25 protein-coding genes are annotated in these 18690 nt (G+C 57.2%); 24 read left to right on the top strand and 1 reads right to left on the bottom strand.

Going from position 1 to position 18690, the window contains the following annotated elements:
* Window positions 1-25: 25 nt before the first annotated feature.
* Window positions 26-1171 (top strand): c-type cytochrome biogenesis protein CcsB, encoded by a 1146-nt coding sequence (gene ccsB / locus ACW4YW_RS08430; RefSeq protein WP_457137308.1) that lies wholly within the window; start codon window positions 26-28, stop codon window positions 1169-1171.
* A 76-nt stretch (window positions 1172-1247) separates the two neighbouring features.
* On the opposite strand, the gene ACW4YW_RS08435 is transcribed toward ccsB, so the two are convergent.
* Window positions 1248-2954 (bottom strand): sensor histidine kinase, encoded by a 1707-nt coding sequence (locus ACW4YW_RS08435; protein ID WP_457137176.1) that lies wholly within the window; start codon window positions 2952-2954, stop codon window positions 1248-1250.
* 233 nt (window positions 2955-3187) lie between these two features.
* Between ACW4YW_RS08435 and ACW4YW_RS08440 the strand changes: the two genes are divergently transcribed.
* The 23 genes from ACW4YW_RS08440 (at window position 3188) to tatA (ending at window position 18679) form a co-directional block, all read left to right on the top strand.
* Window positions 3188-3853: a prepilin-type N-terminal cleavage/methylation domain-containing protein gene (locus ACW4YW_RS08440; protein WP_457137177.1), complete on the top strand. Its 666-nt coding sequence runs from the start codon at window positions 3188-3190 to the stop codon at window positions 3851-3853.
* Between the two features lie 110 nt (window positions 3854-3963).
* The gene (locus tag ACW4YW_RS08445) at window positions 3964-4770 is read left to right on the top strand and encodes an ABC transporter ATP-binding protein (RefSeq protein ID WP_457137178.1); all 807 of its coding nucleotides are present in this window, start codon (window positions 3964-3966) and stop codon (window positions 4768-4770) included.
* Window positions 4763-5554 carry a lipid asymmetry maintenance ABC transporter permease subunit MlaE gene (gene mlaE / locus ACW4YW_RS08450; protein ID WP_457137179.1) on the top strand — a complete coding sequence of 264 codons (792 nt, stop codon included), beginning with the start codon at window positions 4763-4765 and terminating at the stop codon, window positions 5552-5554. The genes ACW4YW_RS08445 and mlaE overlap by 8 nt, the downstream gene beginning before the upstream one ends.
* A gap of 21 nt (window positions 5555-5575) precedes the next feature.
* Window positions 5576-6070 carry an outer membrane lipid asymmetry maintenance protein MlaD gene (gene mlaD, locus ACW4YW_RS08455; RefSeq protein ID WP_309564159.1) on the top strand — a complete coding sequence of 165 codons (495 nt, stop codon included), beginning with the start codon at window positions 5576-5578 and terminating at the stop codon, window positions 6068-6070.
* A gap of 2 nt (window positions 6071-6072) precedes the next feature.
* Window positions 6073-6681 (top strand): MlaC/ttg2D family ABC transporter substrate-binding protein, encoded by a 609-nt coding sequence (locus ACW4YW_RS08460; protein ID WP_457137180.1) that lies wholly within the window; start codon window positions 6073-6075, stop codon window positions 6679-6681.
* A 14-nt stretch (window positions 6682-6695) separates the two neighbouring features.
* Window positions 6696-6995: an STAS domain-containing protein gene (locus tag ACW4YW_RS08465; RefSeq protein WP_457137181.1), complete on the top strand. Its 300-nt coding sequence runs from the start codon at window positions 6696-6698 to the stop codon at window positions 6993-6995.
* Window positions 6996-7024: 29 nt separating this feature from the next.
* Window positions 7025-7918: an ATP-binding cassette domain-containing protein gene (locus tag ACW4YW_RS08470; protein WP_457137182.1), complete on the top strand. Its 894-nt coding sequence runs from the start codon at window positions 7025-7027 to the stop codon at window positions 7916-7918.
* The gene (locus ACW4YW_RS08475) at window positions 7918-8697 is read left to right on the top strand and encodes an ABC transporter permease (protein ID WP_457137183.1); all 780 of its coding nucleotides are present in this window, start codon (window positions 7918-7920) and stop codon (window positions 8695-8697) included. The genes ACW4YW_RS08470 and ACW4YW_RS08475 overlap by 1 nt, the downstream gene beginning before the upstream one ends.
* A 3-nt stretch (window positions 8698-8700) precedes the next feature.
* Window positions 8701-8952 (top strand): BolA family protein, encoded by a 252-nt coding sequence (locus tag ACW4YW_RS08480; protein WP_457137184.1) that lies wholly within the window; start codon window positions 8701-8703, stop codon window positions 8950-8952.
* 31 nt (window positions 8953-8983) lie between these two features.
* Window positions 8984-9301, top strand: coding sequence for a Grx4 family monothiol glutaredoxin (gene grxD / locus ACW4YW_RS08485; RefSeq protein WP_230348099.1), 318 nt, complete (start codon window positions 8984-8986; stop codon window positions 9299-9301).
* 3 nt (window positions 9302-9304) lie between these two features.
* On the top strand, window positions 9305-10576 hold the full coding sequence (gene murA, locus ACW4YW_RS08490) for a UDP-N-acetylglucosamine 1-carboxyvinyltransferase (RefSeq protein WP_457137185.1): 1272 nt from the start codon (window positions 9305-9307) through the stop codon (window positions 10574-10576).
* 35 nt (window positions 10577-10611) lie between these two features.
* Window positions 10612-11256 carry an ATP phosphoribosyltransferase gene (gene hisG, locus ACW4YW_RS08495; protein WP_457137186.1) on the top strand — a complete coding sequence of 215 codons (645 nt, stop codon included), beginning with the start codon at window positions 10612-10614 and terminating at the stop codon, window positions 11254-11256.
* 13 nt (window positions 11257-11269) lie between these two features.
* Window positions 11270-12568: a histidinol dehydrogenase gene (gene hisD / locus ACW4YW_RS08500; protein ID WP_457137187.1), complete on the top strand. Its 1299-nt coding sequence runs from the start codon at window positions 11270-11272 to the stop codon at window positions 12566-12568.
* Between the two features lie 2 nt (window positions 12569-12570).
* Window positions 12571-13635: a histidinol-phosphate transaminase gene (gene hisC / locus ACW4YW_RS08505; protein WP_457137188.1), complete on the top strand. Its 1065-nt coding sequence runs from the start codon at window positions 12571-12573 to the stop codon at window positions 13633-13635.
* Window positions 13636-13801: 166 nt separating this feature from the next.
* Entirely contained in the window at window positions 13802-14467 is a 666-nt protein-coding gene (gene hxlA, locus ACW4YW_RS08510; RefSeq protein WP_309564169.1) for a 3-hexulose-6-phosphate synthase, read from the top strand.
* Window positions 14468-14591: 124 nt separating this feature from the next.
* Entirely contained in the window at window positions 14592-15179 is a 588-nt protein-coding gene (gene hisB, locus ACW4YW_RS08515) for an imidazoleglycerol-phosphate dehydratase HisB (RefSeq protein ID WP_457137189.1), read from the top strand.
* 28 nt (window positions 15180-15207) lie between these two features.
* Complete coding sequence (gene hisH, locus ACW4YW_RS08520) at window positions 15208-15852, top strand: imidazole glycerol phosphate synthase subunit HisH (protein WP_457137190.1); 645 nt, start codon at window positions 15208-15210, stop codon at window positions 15850-15852.
* A 19-nt stretch (window positions 15853-15871) separates the two neighbouring features.
* On the top strand, window positions 15872-16615 hold the full coding sequence (gene hisA, locus ACW4YW_RS08525; RefSeq protein ID WP_457137191.1) for a 1-(5-phosphoribosyl)-5-[(5-phosphoribosylamino)methylideneamino]imidazole-4-carboxamide isomerase: 744 nt from the start codon (window positions 15872-15874) through the stop codon (window positions 16613-16615).
* The gene (gene hisF / locus ACW4YW_RS08530; RefSeq protein WP_457137192.1) at window positions 16612-17370 is read left to right on the top strand and encodes an imidazole glycerol phosphate synthase subunit HisF; all 759 of its coding nucleotides are present in this window, start codon (window positions 16612-16614) and stop codon (window positions 17368-17370) included. Before hisA ends, hisF begins: the two co-directional genes overlap by 4 nt.
* Window positions 17367-17759 (top strand): phosphoribosyl-AMP cyclohydrolase, encoded by a 393-nt coding sequence (gene hisI / locus ACW4YW_RS08535; RefSeq protein WP_457137193.1) that lies wholly within the window; start codon window positions 17367-17369, stop codon window positions 17757-17759. The genes hisF and hisI overlap by 4 nt, the downstream gene beginning before the upstream one ends.
* A complete protein-coding gene (locus ACW4YW_RS08540; protein ID WP_457137194.1) occupies window positions 17752-18072 on the top strand; it encodes a phosphoribosyl-ATP diphosphatase in 321 nt (106 codons plus the stop codon). Before hisI ends, ACW4YW_RS08540 begins: the two co-directional genes overlap by 8 nt.
* Window positions 18073-18105: 33 nt before the next feature.
* Window positions 18106-18444 carry a histidine triad nucleotide-binding protein gene (locus ACW4YW_RS08545; protein ID WP_457137195.1) on the top strand — a complete coding sequence of 113 codons (339 nt, stop codon included), beginning with the start codon at window positions 18106-18108 and terminating at the stop codon, window positions 18442-18444.
* A 16-nt stretch (window positions 18445-18460) separates the two neighbouring features.
* Window positions 18461-18679 carry a Sec-independent protein translocase subunit TatA gene (tatA, locus tag ACW4YW_RS08550; RefSeq protein WP_309565104.1) on the top strand — a complete coding sequence of 73 codons (219 nt, stop codon included), beginning with the start codon at window positions 18461-18463 and terminating at the stop codon, window positions 18677-18679.
* Window positions 18680-18690: the final 11 nt, after the last annotated feature.

The raw sequence follows: 18690 nt of genomic DNA on the forward strand, positions 1-18690 counted from the left end.
TAACCAACATGTATTGGGGTTGATGATGAAGACTGCCTATATGGAAGATGTGCCGGAACCGTTGTTCAAGCGCCTGAGATTGGCGGACTGGGGATATGCGCTGCTGCTGCTGCTGGGCGGGCTGTTCGCGTTCCAGCAATATGCCGAATTCATGGATGCGTATGAGGTGGGCATCCTGTTCGGTTCGATAGCCTTGTTCAGTTGGCTGGGGTGGCAATGGAAGCCGATGCGCCTGCTGCTGCTGGGCGTGGCGGTCATCAGCTTGGGCGCCATCCAGCTTTATGACGGCAGTCAGGATAGCGCAGGGCAGGTGTTCCTGCTCAAATACCTGTTTTCCAGCCAGTCCGCCATCATGTGGATGAATGTGCTGTTTGTCCTGGCGATGCTGGCTTACTGGCTTGGCCTGTTTGCCCGCTCTGCCTTTGCCGCCAAGGTTGGTTCCGGCCTGGTCTGGTCTGCCGTGGTCATGGGCTTTGTCGGCCTCATGGTGCGTTGGTACGAATCCTACCTGATCGCCCCGGATGTCGGGCATATCCCGATCAGCAACCTGTATGAAGTCTTCATCCTGTTCTGCCTGATTACCGCGCTGGCGTACCTCTATTACGAAGGCCGTTATGCCACGCGCCAGCTGGGCGGTTTCGTACTGGTCGTCATCAATGCCGCCGTGGGCTTCATCCTTTGGTACACCTTCGATCGCCAGGCCTACGAAATTCAGCCCCTGGTGCCCGCCCTGCAGTCCTACTGGATGAAAATCCATGTGCCGGCCAACTTTATCGGCTACGGCACCTTCGCCTTGGCGGCCATGGTTGGGTTGGCCTATTTGCTGGTGAACAAGGGCATCCTTGCATCGCGCCTGCCCAGCCTGGAAGTGCTGGATGACGTGATGTACAAGGCCATCTCCGTCGGGTTCGCCTTCTTTACCATTGCCACCATCCTGGGCGCGATGTGGGCGGCGGAAGCGTGGGGCGGCTACTGGTCGTGGGACCCGAAGGAAACCTGGGCGTTGATCGTCTGGCTCAATTATGCGGCTTGGCTGCACCTGCGGCTGGTCAAGGGCTTGCGCGGCCCCATCCTGGCCTGGTGGGCATTGGTTGGGCTGCTCGTGACCACCTTTGCCTTCCTGGGGGTGAACATGTTCCTCTCCGGTTTGCATTCTTACGGCGAGCTGTAGGCATGCCGCACAATTAAAAAAGGCCGCGCTGCCATGCAGTCGCGGCCTTTTTAGTTGGTGCGTTTCGGATTGACCGTTATTTCATCTCCAGCCTGAAGCGTACCGTGCCAAGCTGGTTCTCCACCAGGGCGAGCTGGTAGCCAGCCTGTTGCGCCTGTCGTCCCGCCTGGTAAAGCCCGATACCGAGCCCGCCTTCCGAACGGATGCGTTTGCGGAACAGGCTTGCCGCCACTTCTTCCGGCATGGGATTGCCGCTATCGGTAACCTCGATAAATATTTGGCCATTGATCACCAGGGAAGCCGAGATGCTGATGTCAGGCTCGTGCCGGGCTTTGGCCAATGCATTCTGCAGGAGATTGTCCACCACGCTGTCCCATACCTCGCTGTCTATCCTGGGGTCGGCTTCCGTCGTGATGGTTTCGCTGAAGCTGATGCGGGTGCCTGTATAGCGTTGTTGCAGGTTGTCCCACCACTCCAGCAATGGCAGCATGCGCGTGTTCTCGTTACGAGGTGCGCCCAGCTTGTCCAGCGTCAATGCCAGGCGCTGGTTGAGCAGCGGCAACTGCTTGCGGATCAGCGCGACCAGCCGCTCATTGTCTGCCTCGGTTGCCTGTTCGGCCGCGCTGCAAAGCGCGCTCATGGATTGCACGATGTTCTTCATGTCGTGTGTGAGGCGCGCGCCGGTTTCGTAGATCGCCTGCATGTAGGTATTCTGTAGCAAGGCTTCCTCGCGGCGCTTGGCTTCGTGGAACTCGCCCAGGATCTGCGTCAGCAGCTTGAGGTGAATCGTGAGCGCGGGCGTAAGCGGCCAGCGGCTGTACAGAGTCAGGTGAAAATCATGGAACTCGAGGTCGGCATAATAGGGCGCCTGGGTGCCAAACTCGCCCTGGTCGTCTTCTGTCTCCCATTTGCCGCCCGCCACCCACGGCAGGGTTTCAACCTCGCTCATCGCTGCATGCATGAATTCCTTGGCGCTGGTTTCGCGCTCGGCAAGTTCGGCGATATTTTTTATCCAGCGTTCGAACGGCAAGCCCACGCTCAGGAGGTAGCGCGACAGCAACTGCCCAATGCCGCTGAAGCCGGCCCGAGGGTTCCATAGCCAGCTTGCCAGCAACAACGCCGCTGCCAGGCCGAACACCACCCATACCACCACCTCGGCATAATCGGCCTCGGTAGTGCGCGAAATCGTGAAAATGCTGAGAATCAGCGTGACCGAGAGCAGGAATAGCAGCAGGGTGTAAAAGAAATCGAGGATAGGCGCATGCTGGTGGGTTTCCTGCTTCACGCGCAGGAACAGGATGACTAGCGGCAGGACGGGCAGCAGGTAGAGCATGAGGAATTCTGTGACCAGCAGTGCCGTATTGGCATCCAGCAGGTGCGGAATTACCCATAGCAGCAGGACGGAAAGCAGGTAGGTGGCAGCAAACAGGTAGCTTTGGCGCGAGGCGCGCGCCGTTGCGGAAAAAATGCGCCCGCCCAGCAACCCGAACAGCGCGGAGAGCCAGATAGCCAACAGCCACCAACTGACGAATACGGTAAACAGAATGCCGCCCGCGGCGAACAGCAGGATGGCTTGCAGGGAAAGTTTTTCCTTGGTTTGCCAGATTGGCTGCCAGATCAGGAACAAACCGTAATGGCAGAGCAGCAGACCTTTCTGTAGCGGGTCCTCGAAACCCCATAGCAATACCCCATGGAAGCTCAACAACATCAGCCCCAGCATCCATTGCTGCAGGGTCGATGCGCTTGGCCGGTAGGAATTAGTGCGGCTGCTTAAAGTGGCCATGAAATGGGATGGTCTCTGGTAGCGTGTGTCGTAATTTTGTCACTATAGACGAAATCTCAACACTTTGACGATATTTTGGCAAACATGGAATTTGGCCAAATCTGCTTAAAACCCGCGCCATTATTGGGTTTTTCTTTAATTCTGGTTGTTTGCTAATTGGCATGAGAGTTGCATATCTTATACCAACTGATTATTGAGGCTGCCGTGCCGGCAACCTCGCGCAAGGATAGCATATGAAAAAAACATCCGGCTTCACGCTGATCGAGCTGGCGATAGTCCTGGTGATTATCGGCTTGCTGCTGGGCGGCGTGCTCAAGGGGCAGGAGTTGATCAATAGCGCCAAGGCAAAAAATATTGCTAATGATTTAAAAAATGTGCAGATTCTGCTTTATGGGTACCAAGATAAATATAGGGCATTGCCTGGGGATGACCCTGCGGTAGAGGCACATATTACAGGAGGGCGTAGGGCAACTACTCCTGCAAATGGTCAAGCAGGGCGTATTGATGGGCATTGGAATTCTGTTACGGACACCGATGAGTCATACTTGTTCTGGCAACATGTCAGATTGGCTGGCTTGGCTACTGGGTCAACTCAGATTGGAACAGATGCTTATATTCCAAGAAATGCAGATGGTGGGCGTATTGGAGTGCAAAGCCTGAATGGTTTTAATACGATTCAGGATGCTGGGAACCCTATGGTGGGTACCTTTGTGGTTTGTTCTGACGGAGTTACTGGACGTTTAGCTAAACAGATTGATGTATTACTAGATGATGGATTGACAGATAATGGGGCGGTGCGTGTTACTACGACTCCTGCTGCTGTTGGAACAGCTGGCAATTCTCTGGCGAATGCCGCTGTTCCTGATGGTGGAACTTTCACGGTTTGTATGTCTTTCTAAATATGAATGTTTTAAGTAAAAGCCCGCATTTGCGGGCTTTTACTTTTCCAGCGTTATGAAGTAAACCGCTTTTGCATTAAAATAGCCGGCTAATCAGAAAAGTAGCGATCATGAGCGACAACATCGTCGAAATTGACAATCTATCCTTTGGCTACAAGACGCGCTTGCTGCACAAGGGCATCAACATGAAATTCCCGCGCGGCAAGGTGGTGGCCATCATGGGCGGCAGCGGCAGCGGCAAGACCACGTTGTTGCGCCTGATTGGCGGACAGTTGAAGCCGTCGGGCGGCGAGGTGCGCGTGGCGAGCGAGGTAGTGCACAAGCAGGACCGTAAAGGTTTACAAAAGCTGCGCCGCAAGATGGGCATGCTGTTCCAGCAAGGCGCCTTGTTCACTGATCTATCCGTTTACGAAAACGTGGCATTCCCGATCCGCGAGCATACCGATTTGCCGGAATCCATGATCCGTGACTTGGTGATGATGAAGCTCAACGCCGTAGGCTTGCGCGGTGCGCGCGATCTCAAGGCGACCGAGCTTTCCGGCGGCATGGCGCGTCGCGTGGCATTGGCGCGCGCGGTGGCGCTCGATCCTGCCATCATCATGTACGACGAGCCGTTTGCCGGGCTGGACCCGATCTCGATGGCGGTGATCTGCAACCTGATCCGCAGGCTCAACGACGCGCTGGGCGCGACTTCCATCATCGTGACCCACGATGTACAGGAAGTGTTCGCCTTTGCCGATTATGTGTATTTCGTGGCGGACGGCGTCGTGGCTGCCGAGGGTGCGCCGGAAGACCTGCGCAAGTCCGAGCTGCCGTTCGTGCACCAGTTCGTGCATGGCGAGGTGGACGGGCCTGTGCCTTTCCATTACGCCGCGCCTGATTACAGGCAGGATATCTTGAGGAGCGCGAATGTTTAGTGCTGTAGCGAATGTGCTTCGCGGAATCGGCCATCGCGTGATTGACCGCCTCTGGCGGTTCGGTGCCAGCATCCGCTTTTTCTTTTACGTATTGATCTATTCGGGCGAGAGTTTCCGCAGGCTACACCTGACCATACGCGAGATTTATTTCACTGGCGTGTTGTCGTTGATCATCATCCTCGTCTCGGCGTTCTTCGTCGGCATGGTGCTGGCCTTGCAGGGTTACAACACTTTGCAGCGCTACGGTTCTTCCGAGGCGATCGGCGTGCTGGTGGCCTTGTCGCTGGTACGCGAGCTCGGGCCGGTGGTAACCGCCCTGCTGTTTGCGGGGCGCGCCGGAACCGCGATCACTGCGGAAATCGGCCTGATGAGGGCGACCGAGCAATTGTCCGCGATGGAAATGATGGCGGTAAGCCCTGTCGCCCGCGTGGTGGCGCCAAGGTTCTGGGCCGGGGTGTTCTCCATGCCGTTGCTGGCAGCCTTGTTCTCCATGGTCGGGGTACTGGGCGGCTATCTGGTGGCGGTGCCCTTGATCGGTGTGGATGCCGGCGCATTCTGGTCGCAGATGCAGGCCAGCGTGGATTTCCGCGAAGATATTGTGAACGGGGTGATCAAGAGCGTGGTGTTCGGTATTGCCTGTACCATGATCGCCCTGTTTGAAGGTTTTGATGCGCCGCCGACCGCCGAAGGCGTGAGCCGCGCGACGACGCGCACGGTGGTGAATTCCTCATTGGCGGTGCTGGGTCTCGATTTTGTAATGACTTCGTTCATGATTGTTGCGTAAGCGCAACACACTGGAGAAAAGATGGAACGTACAACAATTGATCTTTGGGTCGGTGTTTTTGTCGCTGCAGGGGCTGCGGCGCTGTTTGGTTTGGCATTGAAGGTCGGCAATTTCAACAGCGCCACCCTTGGCGAAACCTATAGCGTGACGGGAGCTTTTGAGAATATCGGCAGTCTCAAGCCACGTGCCCCCGTGAAAAGTGCAGGCGTGGTCGTGGGGCGGGTGGACAGCATCAAGTTCGATCCTGAAACCTATGAGGCGCAGGTGACAGTGAAGGTGGACAAACGGTATCCTTTCCCTAAGGATACGTTTGCCAATATCTACACTGCCGGCCTGTTGGGCGAGCAATATATTGGCCTGGAAGCCGGCGGCGACGACAAGATGCTGCAGGACGGCGACAAGTTTGTTAAGACGCAGGATGCCGTGGTGCTGGAAAAGATGATCAGCCAGTTCCTTTACAGCAAGGCGTCCGAGTCAGACGACGATAAGTCTAACGATAGTAAAGAGGCGGAATAAGCATGCAAACAATGATGAAGTGGATGGCCGCGATGGCGTTTGTTGGCTGTGCGAACCTGGCCATGGCGGAAGTCGCGCCTGACGCGCTGGTAAAGAAGACGGCCGAGGATGTATTGGCGGTCGTGAAGCAGGACAAGGACATCCAGGCTGGCAACCAGAACAAGATTTTTGCCTTGGCAGAAGAGAAGATCCTGCCTAACTTCAATTTCGACCGCGTGTCGCGCCTAGTGCTGGGCAAGGCATGGAGCAAAGCTTCTCCCGAGCAGAAGCAGGCTTTCCAGGACGAGTTCCGCAGCTTGCTGCTGCGTACCTATGCCACTGCATTGTCCAAGTACCGCAACCAGACCATCGAATACAAGCCGTTCCGTGCGCAGCCCGGCGACACCGACGTCAAGGTGAAGACGCAGATCCTGCAACCGGGCGGCCAGCCGGTCGCTGTCGATTACAGCCTGGAAAAGAATGGCGATAATTGGAAGGTGTACGACATCACCATAGAAGGCGTGAGCCTAGTGACCAACTATCGCGGCCAGTTCAGCAACGAGATCCGCCAAGGCGGCTTGGACAGCCTGATTCAGAAGCTGGCTGCCAAGAACCAGGAATCCAACAAGTAAGCGAAGAGTAGAACTTGGCACAGATTCAACAACAAGGAAACCGCTGGCTGGTCAGCGGCGACATGACCGTCAATCAGGCAGACGCCTTGCTGGCTGAAAGCAAGGCCTTGCAGATGCCTGGCACACTGGAGATCGACCTTGCCCAGGTGGATGAGGTCGATACGGTGGCGCTTAGCCTGATTTTCGAGTGGTTGCGCCATGCCGCTGCAAGCAAGTCTGCTGTCAGTCTGGTGAACTTGCCGGCTAATCTTGCCAGCCTGGCTACGCTGTATGGCGTGCTCGAGCTGATTCCGCAATCCAGCCACAGCCATTGAGCATTGGGGCTCAAGCCCCAGTTTCATTGATGATTCCCGCGATCAATATCCAGCAGGTGCACAAGCGTTTCGGCGATCTACATGCGCTGAAAGGCATCGACTTGTCCATTGAGCAGGGCGAGTTTTTTGCCTTGCTCGGGCCGAACGGCGCTGGCAAGTCCACATTGATCAACCTGCTGGCAGGGTTGTCGCGCCCAAGCAGCGGCACCCTGCAGGTGATGGGCTTCGACGTCAATGTCCAATATGCCGAGGCGCGTCGGGCCTTGGGCGTGGTGCCGCAGGAACTGGTATTCGATCCATTCTTCAATGTGCGTGAGATGTTGCGGTTCCAGGCCGGGTATTTCGGCCATGGACGCGGCAACGACGCCTGGGTGGATGAAATCATCGAGTCCCTGGGCTTGGCGGACAAGGCGCACACCAATATGCGCCGCCTGTCGGGCGGCATGAAGCGGCGCGCGCTGATCGGCCAGGCGCTTGCGCACAAGCCGCCTGTGATCGTGCTCGACGAGCCCACCGCGGGCGTCGATGTCGAGTTGCGCCAGACCATGTGGGAGTTCATCCGTCGGCTCAACCGCGAAGGCCATACCATTATCCTGACCACGCACTATCTGGAAGAAGCGGAAACGCTCTGTAGCCGTATTGCCATGATGAAGCAGGGTGAGATCGTGGCATTGGACAGTACCCGCAACCTGCTGAACCGCGTACCCGGCAAGCGTCTGCGCCTCAAGCTTTCCGCTGCGTTGCCCGCGTCGTTGGCATCCTTGGTGCGGGAGGAGCAAGGCGGCGCTTACATCCTGGCAATTGCCGATGTGGCGCAGCTGGAATCCATCCTGGCCGAATTGCGGCTGGCGGGCGTGACGGTTGAGGATATGCAGTTGATCGAAGCCGATCTCGAGGATGTATTCGTGGAGATCGTAAGTTGATGGCGAATTTGCTCAGCCAAAATCTGCGTGGCCCGTGGACCTTGTTCAAGAAGGAGCTGCTGCGTTTCTGGCGCGTGAGTTTCCAGACGGTCGCCGCACCGGTGATGACCGCGCTGCTTTACCTGCTGATCTTCTCCCATGTGCTGGAAGGCCGTGTGCAGGTGTATCCCGGCGTGGGTTATACGGCGTTCCTGATCCCGGGCCTGATCATGATGTCGCTGTTGCAGAACGCTTTTGCCAACAGCTCGTCCAGCCTGATCCAATCCAAGGTGATGGGCAACCTGATCTTTATCCTGCTGACGCCGATTTCCTATTTTGGATTCTATCTGGCGTTTCTTGCAGCCTCCATTATTCGCGGCCTGGTGGTCGGCCTGGGGATTTACCTGGTTGCCATTCTCTTCATCGACTTACCGGTCGCGCATCCCGGCTGGATATTGACCTTTGCGTTGCTGGGCAGCGCGTTGATGGGGACTTTCGGCATTATCGCCGGCATCTGGGCAGAGAAGTTCGACCAGATGGCCGCTTTCCAGAATTTCGTCATCATGCCGCTTTCGTTCCTGTCCGGGGTTTTTTATTCGATACACTCGCTGCCTCCGTTCTGGCAGCAGGTATCCCACCTCAACCCGTTTTTCTACATGATAGACGGCTTCCGCTACGGCTTCTTCGGGGTGGGGGATATTTCGCCCTATATCAGTTTGAGCGTTGTTGCGGGGTGCTTTTTTGCCCTATCATTCATTACTTTACAGATGCTGAAATCCGGCTACAAATTGCGAGGCTGAACCGTGCTAAGTGCAGAAGCGTTGAAAAACTATATTGCCCAGGGCCTGGCCTGTGAGCATGTGCAGGTGCTTGGAGAAGACGGGCAGCATTTCGAGGCCATTATCGTCAGCCCGCTGTTCGCGGGCAAGAACATGGTGCAGCAGCATCAATTGGTATACCAGGCCTTGGGCGATCGCATGCGCGAGGAGATTCATGCCTTGTCCATGCGCACATTCACCCCGGAAGCCTGGGCCAAACTCAATGCCACGCTTTGATGGCGAACCGATTTAATTTTAAGGATAGGATATGGATACACAAGAACTGATCAAGAGCCAGGTGACGAGCAACCCCGTTGTGCTTTACATGAAGGGCAGCCCCAAGTTCCCGCAATGCGGTTTTTCCGGGCTGGCCGTGCAAATCCTGCAAGCCAGCGGCCTGAAGGACTTCGTTGCGATCGATGTGCTGGCCGACCCTGCCATCCGTGAGGGCATCAAGGTCTACGCCAACTGGCCGACCATCCCGCAGCTTTATATCAAGGGTGAGTTCATCGGCGGCGCGGACATCATGCGCGACCTTTACCAGCAAGGCGAGTTGCAGAAACTGTTGCAGGAAGCCCAGGCATAACACGTGGATAAGCTAGTCATCCAGGGCGGCGTCCCTTTGAACGGTGAAATATCGGTTTCCGGCGCCAAGAATGCGGCCTTGCCTATTCTCTGTGCCGGCCTGTTGACGGACGGCCCGTTGACGCTGGGCAATGTGCCACAGTTGCACGATATCGCCACCATGCGCAAACTGCTTGCGCACATGGGCGTGAGGATTGCCGAGCTGGACGGGTACCGCCTGAGCCTGGATGCGAGCGATATCCATACTTGCGAGGCGCCGTACGAGATGGTGAAGACCATGCGCGCCTCCATCCTGGTGCTGGGGCCGCTGCTTGCGAGGTTCGGTCATGCGCGGGTGTCGCTGCCTGGCGGCTGTGCCATCGGTTCGCGCCCAGTCGACCTGCATATCAAGGGTTTGCAGGCAATGGGCGCGGAAATCCACATCGAGCATGGCTACATCGAGGCCAAGGCGGCCAAGCTCAAGGGCGCGCGCGTTTTCATGGATATTGTCACGGTCACGGGCACGGAAAACCTCATGATGGCGGCCGCGCTGGCAGATGGCGTGACGGTATTGGAAAACGCAGCCAAGGAGCCCGAGGTGGTGGATCTCGCGGAGTGCCTGATCAAGATGGGTGCCAGGATTGAAGGCGCAGGCACCGACGTGATTACGGTGACGGGTGTTGCCAGCCTGCATGCGGCCAGCCATGATGTCGTATGTGACCGGATTGAAGCGGGCACTTACATGGTGGCAACGGCAATGGCCGGCGGGGAAGTCAAGCTCAATAACGCGCGCGCCGACCTCCTGGATGCCGTGATCGACAAGCTGCGCGAAAGCGGCGCCGAGATCGAATATACCGACAACAGCATTACCGTACGCAGCGAGGGCGTGCTCAAGCGCACAGGCGCGCTGAAATCGGTCAGCATCCGTACTGCACCGCATCCTGCGTTCCCCACCGACATGCAGGCGCAGTTCATGGCGCTGAATACCGTGGCCGACGCAGTGGCGACCGTGACGGAAACCATTTTCGAGAATCGCTTCATGCATGTGCAGGAAATGCAGCGCCTGGGTGCCAGTATCGAGGTGGAGGGCAATACGGCCATCGTGCGTGGCCGCGAGTTCCTCGAGGGCGCGACCGTGATGGCGACTGATTTGCGCGCCTCGGCCAGCTTGGTGCTTGCCGCCTTGGTCGCGCGTGGCGAAACGGTCATCGAGCGCATTTACCACCTGGACCGCGGTTACGAGCGTCTGGAAGAAAAACTCGGGCAGCTGGGCGCACGCGTCCAGCGGATAAAGTAAGCCCCCGACGGGTCAAATACACAAGAAAGACAGCAATGATTACTATCGCCCTTTCCAAGGGTCGCATTTTCGAGGAAACCACGCCCTTGCTTGCAGCGGCGGGGATTACCGCGCTTGAGGACCCAGAAGCGTCCCGCAAGCTGATCCTGCCTACCAACCGCCCCGATGTGCGCCTGATCATCGTGCGCGCCACCGATGTGCCGACTTACGTGCAATACGGCGCCGCCGATCTCGGCATCGCAGGCAAGGACGTGCTGGACGAACATGGCGGCGAAGGCTTGTACCAGCCGCTGGACCTGAACATTGCGCGTTGTCGCATGATGGTCGCCGTGCGCGAGGATTTCGACTATTTCGGCTCTATCCGCCGCGGCGCCCGGCTCAAGGTGGTGACCAAGTACGTCAAGACTGCGCGCGAGCACTTCGCTGCCAAGGGCATGCACGTCGACCTGATCAAGCTGTATGGCTCGATGGAGCTCGGCCCGCTGGTCGGCCTAGCCGATGCCATCGTGGATTTGGTCAGTACGGGCGGCACCCTGCGTGCCAACAACCTCAAGGCAGTGGAAGAAATTACCGACATCAGTTCGCGCCTCGTCGTGAACCAGGCGTCGCTCAAGCTCAAGCGCGACCAACTGCAGCCCATCATGGATGCGTTTGCCCAGGCCGTGACGGCCAATCAATAACCCAGGTTGAATCATGAATATCAGACGTTTTTCTACAAGCGATGCAAGTTTTGACCAGGACCTGAAAGCCCTGCTTGCATTCGAGACCGCGCAAGACGACAAGATAGACAACGTAGTGGCGGATATCCTGCGCAATGTCAAAACCCGCGGCGATGCCGCCGTGCTGGAATATACCCAGCGCTTCGACCGGCTGGATGCGCAATCCATGGCCCAGCTCGAGATCGGCAAGGCCGAGCTGCATGCTGCCCTGGAAGGCCTGCCAGCTGAACAGCGCGAAGCCTTGCAGCAGGCGGCGCAGCGTGTGCGCGACTATCACGAGAAACAGTTGATGTCCTCCTGGACCTATACCGAGGAGGACGGCACTTTGCTTGGGCAGCAGGTCACGGCGCTGGACCGCGTCGGGCTTTATGTGCCCGGCGGCAAGGCGGCCTATCCGTCATCTGTGCTCATGAATGCGATTCCTGCCAAGGTGGCGGGAGTGCAGGAGCTCATCATGGTCGTGCCAACGCCGGGTGGTGAAAAGAACCAACTGGTGCTTGCCGCTGCGGCAGTATGTGGCGTCGACCGCGTATTCTGTATCGGCGGCGCCCAGGCAGTAGGCGCGCTGGCCTATGGCACGGAAACCGTGCCGCAGGTCGACAAGATCGTCGGTCCCGGCAATGCCTATGTGGCGGCAGCCAAGCGCCGCGTGTTCGGGGTGGTCGGCATCGACATGGTGGCCGGCCCGTCCGAAATCCTCGTGATCTGCGACGGTAAGACCAATCCCGACTGGGTAGCGATGGATTTGTTTTCCCAGGCCGAGCACGATGAGCTGGCGCAAGCCATCCTTCTATCGCCCGATGCCGATTTCCTCGATGCGGTGCAAGCCAGTATCGAGAGGCTGGTCGAGGAAATGCCGCGCAAGGAGATCATCCGTACCTCGCTGCAGAATCGTGGCGCCCTGATCAAGGTGAATGACCTGGAGCAGGCGGCGGAGATTGCCAACTATATCGCCCCCGAGCACTTGGAGCTGTCGGTGGACGATCCGCTGGCATACAGCAAGAAGATCCGCCATGCGGGCGCCATCTTCATGGGGCGCGACACCTGCGAGGCCCTTGGGGATTACTGTGCTGGCCCGAACCACGTCCTGCCGACATCCCGCACCGCACGCTTTTCATCGCCGCTCGGTGTCTACGATTTCCAGAAGCGTTCCAGCCTGATCATGGTGTCCAGCGCCGGTGCGCAGAAGCTTGGCCGTGTGGCGGCCACCCTGGCCTATGGCGAAGGCTTGCAGGCGCATGCCCGTTCCGCCGAATTCCGCTTGAAAGGCTGACCTTGAGCAAGTACTGGAGTGCCATCGTGCATGAGCTGACTCCCTATGTGCCCGGGGAGCAGCCCAAGCTGACCAACCTGGTCAAGCTCAACACCAACGAAAACCCCTACGGCCCCAGCCCCAAAGTGCTGGCTGTGCTTGAAGCGGAGGCTGCCGACAGCCTGCGCCTTTATCCTGATCCAACCTCGGACAAGGTGGTGCAGGCGGTAGCGAAATTCTACGATGTGCCCGATACGCATGTATTTGTCGGCAACGGCTCCGACGAGGTGCTGGCGCATACGTTCCATGCGCTGCTCAAGCACGACAAGCCGATCTTGTTCCCCGACATCACCTATAGTTTCTACCCGGTGTATTGCGGGCTGTATGGTATCGAATACCAGACGGTCGCTTTGGGCGAGGAATTCGAGATCAATGTTGATGATTATCACCGCCCCAACGGCGGCATCATCTTCCCCAACCCTAACGCGCCGACCGGCCGCGGTTTGCCGCTTGCCGAGATTGAGCGGCTGCTCAAGGCGAATACCGAGTCGGTGATAGTGATCGACGAGGCCTACGTCGACTTCGGCGCCGAGTCCGCGGTGGGGCTGGTCAAGCAATATCCCAACCTGCTGGTGACGCATACCCTGTCCAAGGCGCGTTCACTGGCAGGCCTGCGTGTCGGTTATGCGATCGGCCAGCCGCATCTGATCGAGGCCTTGGTCAGGGTCAAGGACAGCTTCAATTCCTATCCGCTGGATCGTTTTGCGATCAGCGGTGCCGCTGCGGCGATTGAGGACAAAGCGTATTTTGAAGAAACTTGCCGCAAGGTGGTCGCCACCAGGGAAGCGTTGATCAGGGAGCTGCAGGCGCTGGAGTTTGTGGTCTTGCCTTCGGAGGCCAATTTCATCTTTGCCCGGCATGGAAAACGCAGCGGCGCTGAATTGGCTGCTAGTTTGCGCGAGCGCAGCATCATCGTGCGCCATTTCAGCAAGCCCGCCCGCATCAGTGATTTCTTGCGGATCACCATCGGTACCGACGCACAGTCCCAAGCGCTGGTTCATGCGTTGAAAGAGATTTTAACCCCATAAAAACTGATGCATTTGGCGGGCTATGGCATTGATTTGCCGATAAATTAAGAGAATACTGCACCATTACTTCCCTTAATCATTGGAAAAAATGTATCATAGCGCGGTCAGTACATCATAATTCTGTAATTAAAGCGGAGGAAGCATCGTGGCAAAACCATTAGTTCAAATGGCATTAGATTCACTAGATTTCGATCAGACTGTAGCACTTGCTACGACTGTTGCACCACACGTTGATATTCTTGAAATCGGCACACCCTGCATCAAGTACAACGGTATCAAACTGCTGGAAACTCTGCGCGCAAAGTTCCCTAACAACAAGATCCTGGTCGACCTGAAGACCATGGATGCTGGCTTCTACGAAGCCGAGCCTTTCTACAAGGCTGGCGCCGACATCGTGACCGTACTCGGTACTGCCGACATCGGCACTATCAAGGGCGTGATCGACGTTGCCAACAAGTACGGCAAGAAGGCACAGATCGACCTGATCAACGTGGCTGACAAGGCTGCCCGTACCAAGGAAGTTGCCAAGCTGGGCGCGCACATCATCGGCGTTCATACTGGCTTGGATCAACAAGCTGCTGGTCAAACTCCTTTTGCCGACCTGGGCCTGGTTTCCGGCCTGAACCTGGGCGTGGATATTTCCGTCGCTGGCGGCGTGAAGGCAACGACTGCCAAGCAAGTGGTTGATGCGGGCGCGACTATCGTTGTTGCTGGTGCGGCCATCTACGGTGCTGCTGATCCTGCCGCTGCTGCTGCTGAAATCAGTGCTGCTGCCAAGGGCACACAAAGCAGTGGTGGCCTGTTCGGCTGGCTGAAGAAGCTGTTCAGCTAATTGAAGCTTGTTGCGGCATGCCTTCCGGCGTGCCGGCACTAGCTTGTCTGGAAACCGTTGCAAGACTGCGTGGACTGTTTTGCAGCGGTTTTGATTTTATGACTCATGATTTTGAATGACTGCCATGCGTAACGCTGAAGTGAGCCGCAATACCCTGGAAACCAAGATTGCCGTTGCCATCAACCTGGATGGCACCGGGATATCCAAGCTGAACAGCGGGGTTGGTTTTTTCGATCATATGCTGGACCAGATCGCACGGCATGGCATGATGGACATCAACGTTGAGTGCCAGGGGGACCTGCACATCGACGCGCACCACACTGTTGAGGATGTGGGCATCGCCCTGGGCCAGGCGTTCAGCAAGGCATTGGGCGACAAGAAAGGCATACGCCGGTATGCGCACGCCTATGTGCCGTTGGACGAGGCCTTGTCACGAGTCGTGCTGGATATTTCAGGACGCCCCGGGATGGAATTCAACGTGGAATTTACCCGTGCACGCATCGGCGAGTTCGATGTCGATCTGGTGCGTGAATTCTTCCAGGGGTTTGTCAACCATGCCGCCATCACGCTGCATATCGATAACCTGCGCGGCAAGAATGCCCACCATCAGGCAGAAACCATTTTCAAGGCGTTTGGCCGTGCTTTGCGCGCCGCAGTTGAACTCGACCCCCGTATGGTGGGTATAATGCCTTCAACTAAAGGCAGTTTATAGATATTTTCCGGTTTTCTACCGACCTACCATGACAGATATAGCCGTTGTTGATTATGGCATGGGCAATTTACGCTCCGTGTCCAAGGCGCTGGAGCATGTCGCCCCCAACCAGACCGTGATTGTGACCAGCGACCCGGCACAGATCGCCGACGCCAAGCGGGTAGTGTTCCCCGGCCAGGGCGCCATGCCGGACTGCATGCGCGAGCTCGATGCCCGCGGCTTGCGCGAGGCCGTTGTTGCCGCTGCCGCAGAAAAGCCGTTCCTGGGTATCTGCATCGGCCTGCAATTGCTGTTCGAGCATAGCGAAGAGGGAAATGCGGCAGGCCTGGGCATACTGAAGGGCAGGGTCAAGCGTTTTGCCTCGGCAGACATGCACGACGAGCACGGCGCAAAACTCAAGGTGCCGCACATGGGCTGGAACCAGGTCCACCATAGCCTGGAACACCCGCTATGGCATGACATTGCCGATGGCGAACGTTTCTATTACGTGCATAGTTATTACGTCGCGCCGGATGACGCTGGCCTGGATGCGGGCTATAGTGAATACCCTAAGCGTTTCACCAGTTCCATCGCCCGCGGCAACCTGTTTGCTGTTCAGTTCCATCCGGAAAAGAGCCACGATGCTGGCCTTAAGCTTCTTTCAAACTTCGTCCGATGGGACGGGGTGTTTTAATCGTTAATTTGTCAATATCATGCTGATTATTCCTGCTATCGACCTGAAAGATGGTCATTGTGTTCGTTTGAAACAGGGCTTGATGGAAGATGCCACCGTATTTTCCGAAGACCCTGGCGCCATGGCCAGGCACTGGGTTGACCAGGGCGGCAAGCGCTTGCATCTGGTGGATTTGAATGGCGCTTTCGCAGGCAAGCCTGTCAATGAGGGCGCCATCAAGGCGATTGTGCAAGCGGTGGGCAATGACATTCCCATCCAGCTCGGCGGCGGTATCCGCGACCTGGATACGATAGAGCGCTACTTGGATGATGGCATCAGCTACGTGATTGTGGGGACTGCCGCGGTCAAGAGCCCGGGTTTCCTGCACGAGGCCTGTTATGCGTTCCCGGGACAGATCATGGTGGGCCTGGATGCCAAGGACGGCAAGGTGGCCGTGGACGGCTGGTCCAAGCTCACCGGCCACGACGTGATCGACCTCGCCAAGAAGTTCGAGGATTACGGCGTGGAAGCCGTGGTGTATACCGATATCGGCCGTGACGGCATGCTGACAGGCGTCAATATTGAAGCGACCGTGGCCTTGGCGCAGGCACTGACCATTCCGGTGATTGCCAGTGGCGGCGTGACCAACCTGGATGACGTGCGCCGTCTTGTCGAGGTCGAAAGCGAAGGCGTGATTGGCGCCATTACAGGCCGCGCGATCTACGAAGGTACGTTGAATTTTACCGAAGCGCAGGCGCTTGCGGATGAATTGAGCCGGGCATGAGCTTAGCCAAGCGCATTATTCCCTGCCTGGATGTCACTAACGGCCGCGTTGTCAAGGGCGTCAATTTCCTGGAATTGCGCGATGCGGGTGATCCGGTGGAAATTGCGCGCCGCTATGACGAGCAAGGCGCCGATGAGCTGACCTTCCTCGATATTACCGCCAGTTCGGACAACCGCGGCCTCATCCTTGGCATCATCGAGCAAGTGGCTTCGCAGGTATTCATTCCGCTGACAGTGGGCGGCGGGGTGCGCGAGGTGGAAGATGTACGCCGTTTGCTCAATGCAGGGGCCGACAAGGTCAGCATCAATACGGCGGCTGTGACCAACCCGCAACTGGTGGCGGATGCCGCCGCCCGTTTCGGGTCGCAGTGCATCGTGGTGGCGATCGATGCCAAGCAGGTCGGCGACCACTGGGAAATCTTCACCCACGGCGGGCGCAAGGCCTCTGGCCTCAATGCCGTCGACTGGGCGCGGAAAATGGTCGAACTCGGCGCAGGTGAGTTGCTTGTGACCAGTATGGATCGCGACGGTACCAAGATGGGGTTCAATCTCCCGCTTAACCGTGCGATCAGCGAGGCGGTTGACGTTCCCATCATCGCATCTGGCGGCGTTGGCAACCTGGTGCACCTGGTTGAAGGCGTCCGGGAAGGGGGCGCCGATGCGGTATTGGCCGCCAGCATCTTCCATTATGGCGAATACACGGTACGCCAGGCCAAGGAATACATGCGCGATCAAGGAATCGAGGTGCGCTTGTGAGCGAGTCGTGGTTGGATAAAGTCAGCTGGACGCCAGAGGGCCTGGTGCCAGTGATTGCGCAGGAAGTCGGCACCAACAAGGTGTTGATGTTCGCGTGGATGAACCGCGAAGCGTTGCGCCTCACGGCGGAAACGGGCCAGGCGGTGTACTGGTCGCGTTCCCGCAACCGCCTTTGGCATAAGGGCGAAGAGTCTGGCCATGTGCAGAAGGTGCATGAAATCAGGCTGGATTGCGACGAGGATGTCATCCTCATCCTGGTAGAGCAGGTAGGCGGCATCGCATGCCATACCGGCCGCCACAATTGCTTCTTCCAGAAACTGGAGCAGGACGGTTGGGTTACCGACCAGGACGTCATCAAGAACCCCGAGGATATTTATCACCATGAGTGATGTGCTGGACAGGCTGGCTGAACTGCTGGAGCAGCGCAAGGGCGCAGACCCGCAGTCATCTTACGTTGCCAAGCTGTACGCCAAGGGCACGGATGCGATTCTGAAGAAAATTGGCGAAGAGGCGGCTGAAACCATCATCGCTGCCAAGGACGGGGATGCTGAAAAGATTGTGTATGAAACCGCCGATCTCTGGTTCCATAGTTTGGTCATGCTGGCGCATGTCGGCCTGGGCCCTCAAGACGTGCTGCGGGAGCTCGCAAGGCGCGAGGGCTTGTCGGGGCTTGAGGAAAAAGCCTCTCGTCCGGTAGAGTAACGAATAAGCGTTTTTGAATTGAATGGAATATCGATGAGTGCTGATTGTATTTTCTGTAAGATAGTGGCGAATGATATTCCTTCAAGCAAGTTCTATGAGGATGAAGAAGTCATTGCGTTTCACGACATTCGTCCGATCGCCCCGGTACACTTCCTGATAGTGCCCAAGGGCCATGTGGAAAGCTTGGCCGGCTGCGATGCTTCGCACCAGGCGCTGCTGGGGAAGATATTGTTATTGGCGCCCAAGCTCGCTGTCCAGTTAGGCCTGAAAGGATTCCGCACCATGATCAATACCGGGCGCGAAGGCGGGCAGGAAGTATTTCATTTACACATCCATGTATTTGGCGGTGGCGACACCCTACCAAAGATTTGATATAGGAGAGCTGGTGATGGGTTCATTCAGCATTTGGCATTGGTTGATAGTACTTGCAATCGTGGTGCTGATTTTCGGCACCAAGCGCTTGCGTAATCTTGGCAGCGATGTCGGCGGGGCCGTCAAGGGTTTCAAGGAAGCAGTCAATGAGGGCAAGTCCGGAACCGCTGCGCTTGACGACGATGTCAAGGGGCAGACGGTAGAGAACGACGTCAGGCAAAAGGAAAAGCAGTAGACTGAACGGGC

The organism is Methylobacillus pratensis (assembly GCF_054072455.1).

Excerpts from the sequence above, each read along its gene's own strand:
- mlaD (WP_309564159.1), top strand. The coding sequence starts at position 5,576 with ATGGAACGTACAACAATTGATCTTTGGGTCGGTGTTTTTGTCGCTGCA.
- hisD (WP_457137187.1), top strand. The coding sequence starts at position 11,270 with ATGAATATCAGACGTTTTTCTACAAGCGATGCAAGTTTTGACCAGGAC.
- grxD (WP_230348099.1), top strand. The coding sequence starts at position 8,984 with ATGGATACACAAGAACTGATCAAGAGCCAGGTGACGAGCAACCCCGTT.
- ccsB (WP_457137308.1), top strand. The coding sequence starts at position 26 with ATGAAGACTGCCTATATGGAAGATGTGCCGGAACCGTTGTTCAAGCGC.
- ACW4YW_RS08440 (WP_457137177.1), top strand. The coding sequence starts at position 3,188 with ATGAAAAAAACATCCGGCTTCACGCTGATCGAGCTGGCGATAGTCCTG.
- ACW4YW_RS08435 (WP_457137176.1), bottom strand. The coding sequence starts at position 2,954 with ATGGCCACTTTAAGCAGCCGCACTAATTCCTACCGGCCAAGCGCATCG.
- ACW4YW_RS08545 (WP_457137195.1), top strand. The coding sequence starts at position 18,106 with ATGAGTGCTGATTGTATTTTCTGTAAGATAGTGGCGAATGATATTCCT.
- hisF (WP_457137192.1), top strand. The coding sequence starts at position 16,612 with ATGAGCTTAGCCAAGCGCATTATTCCCTGCCTGGATGTCACTAACGGC.
- ACW4YW_RS08540 (WP_457137194.1), top strand. The coding sequence starts at position 17,752 with ATGAGTGATGTGCTGGACAGGCTGGCTGAACTGCTGGAGCAGCGCAAG.
- hisH (WP_457137190.1), top strand. The coding sequence starts at position 15,208 with ATGACAGATATAGCCGTTGTTGATTATGGCATGGGCAATTTACGCTCC.
- ACW4YW_RS08445 (WP_457137178.1), top strand. The coding sequence starts at position 3,964 with ATGAGCGACAACATCGTCGAAATTGACAATCTATCCTTTGGCTACAAG.
- ACW4YW_RS08475 (WP_457137183.1), top strand. The coding sequence starts at position 7,918 with ATGGCGAATTTGCTCAGCCAAAATCTGCGTGGCCCGTGGACCTTGTTC.
- hisB (WP_457137189.1), top strand. The coding sequence starts at position 14,592 with ATGCGTAACGCTGAAGTGAGCCGCAATACCCTGGAAACCAAGATTGCC.
- hisG (WP_457137186.1), top strand. The coding sequence starts at position 10,612 with ATGATTACTATCGCCCTTTCCAAGGGTCGCATTTTCGAGGAAACCACG.
- hisA (WP_457137191.1), top strand. The coding sequence starts at position 15,872 with ATGCTGATTATTCCTGCTATCGACCTGAAAGATGGTCATTGTGTTCGT.
- mlaE (WP_457137179.1), top strand. The coding sequence starts at position 4,763 with ATGTTTAGTGCTGTAGCGAATGTGCTTCGCGGAATCGGCCATCGCGTG.
- ACW4YW_RS08460 (WP_457137180.1), top strand. The coding sequence starts at position 6,073 with ATGCAAACAATGATGAAGTGGATGGCCGCGATGGCGTTTGTTGGCTGT.
- hxlA (WP_309564169.1), top strand. The coding sequence starts at position 13,802 with ATGGCATTAGATTCACTAGATTTCGATCAGACTGTAGCACTTGCTACG.
- ACW4YW_RS08470 (WP_457137182.1), top strand. The coding sequence starts at position 7,025 with ATGATTCCCGCGATCAATATCCAGCAGGTGCACAAGCGTTTCGGCGAT.
- tatA (WP_309565104.1), top strand. The coding sequence starts at position 18,461 with ATGGGTTCATTCAGCATTTGGCATTGGTTGATAGTACTTGCAATCGTG.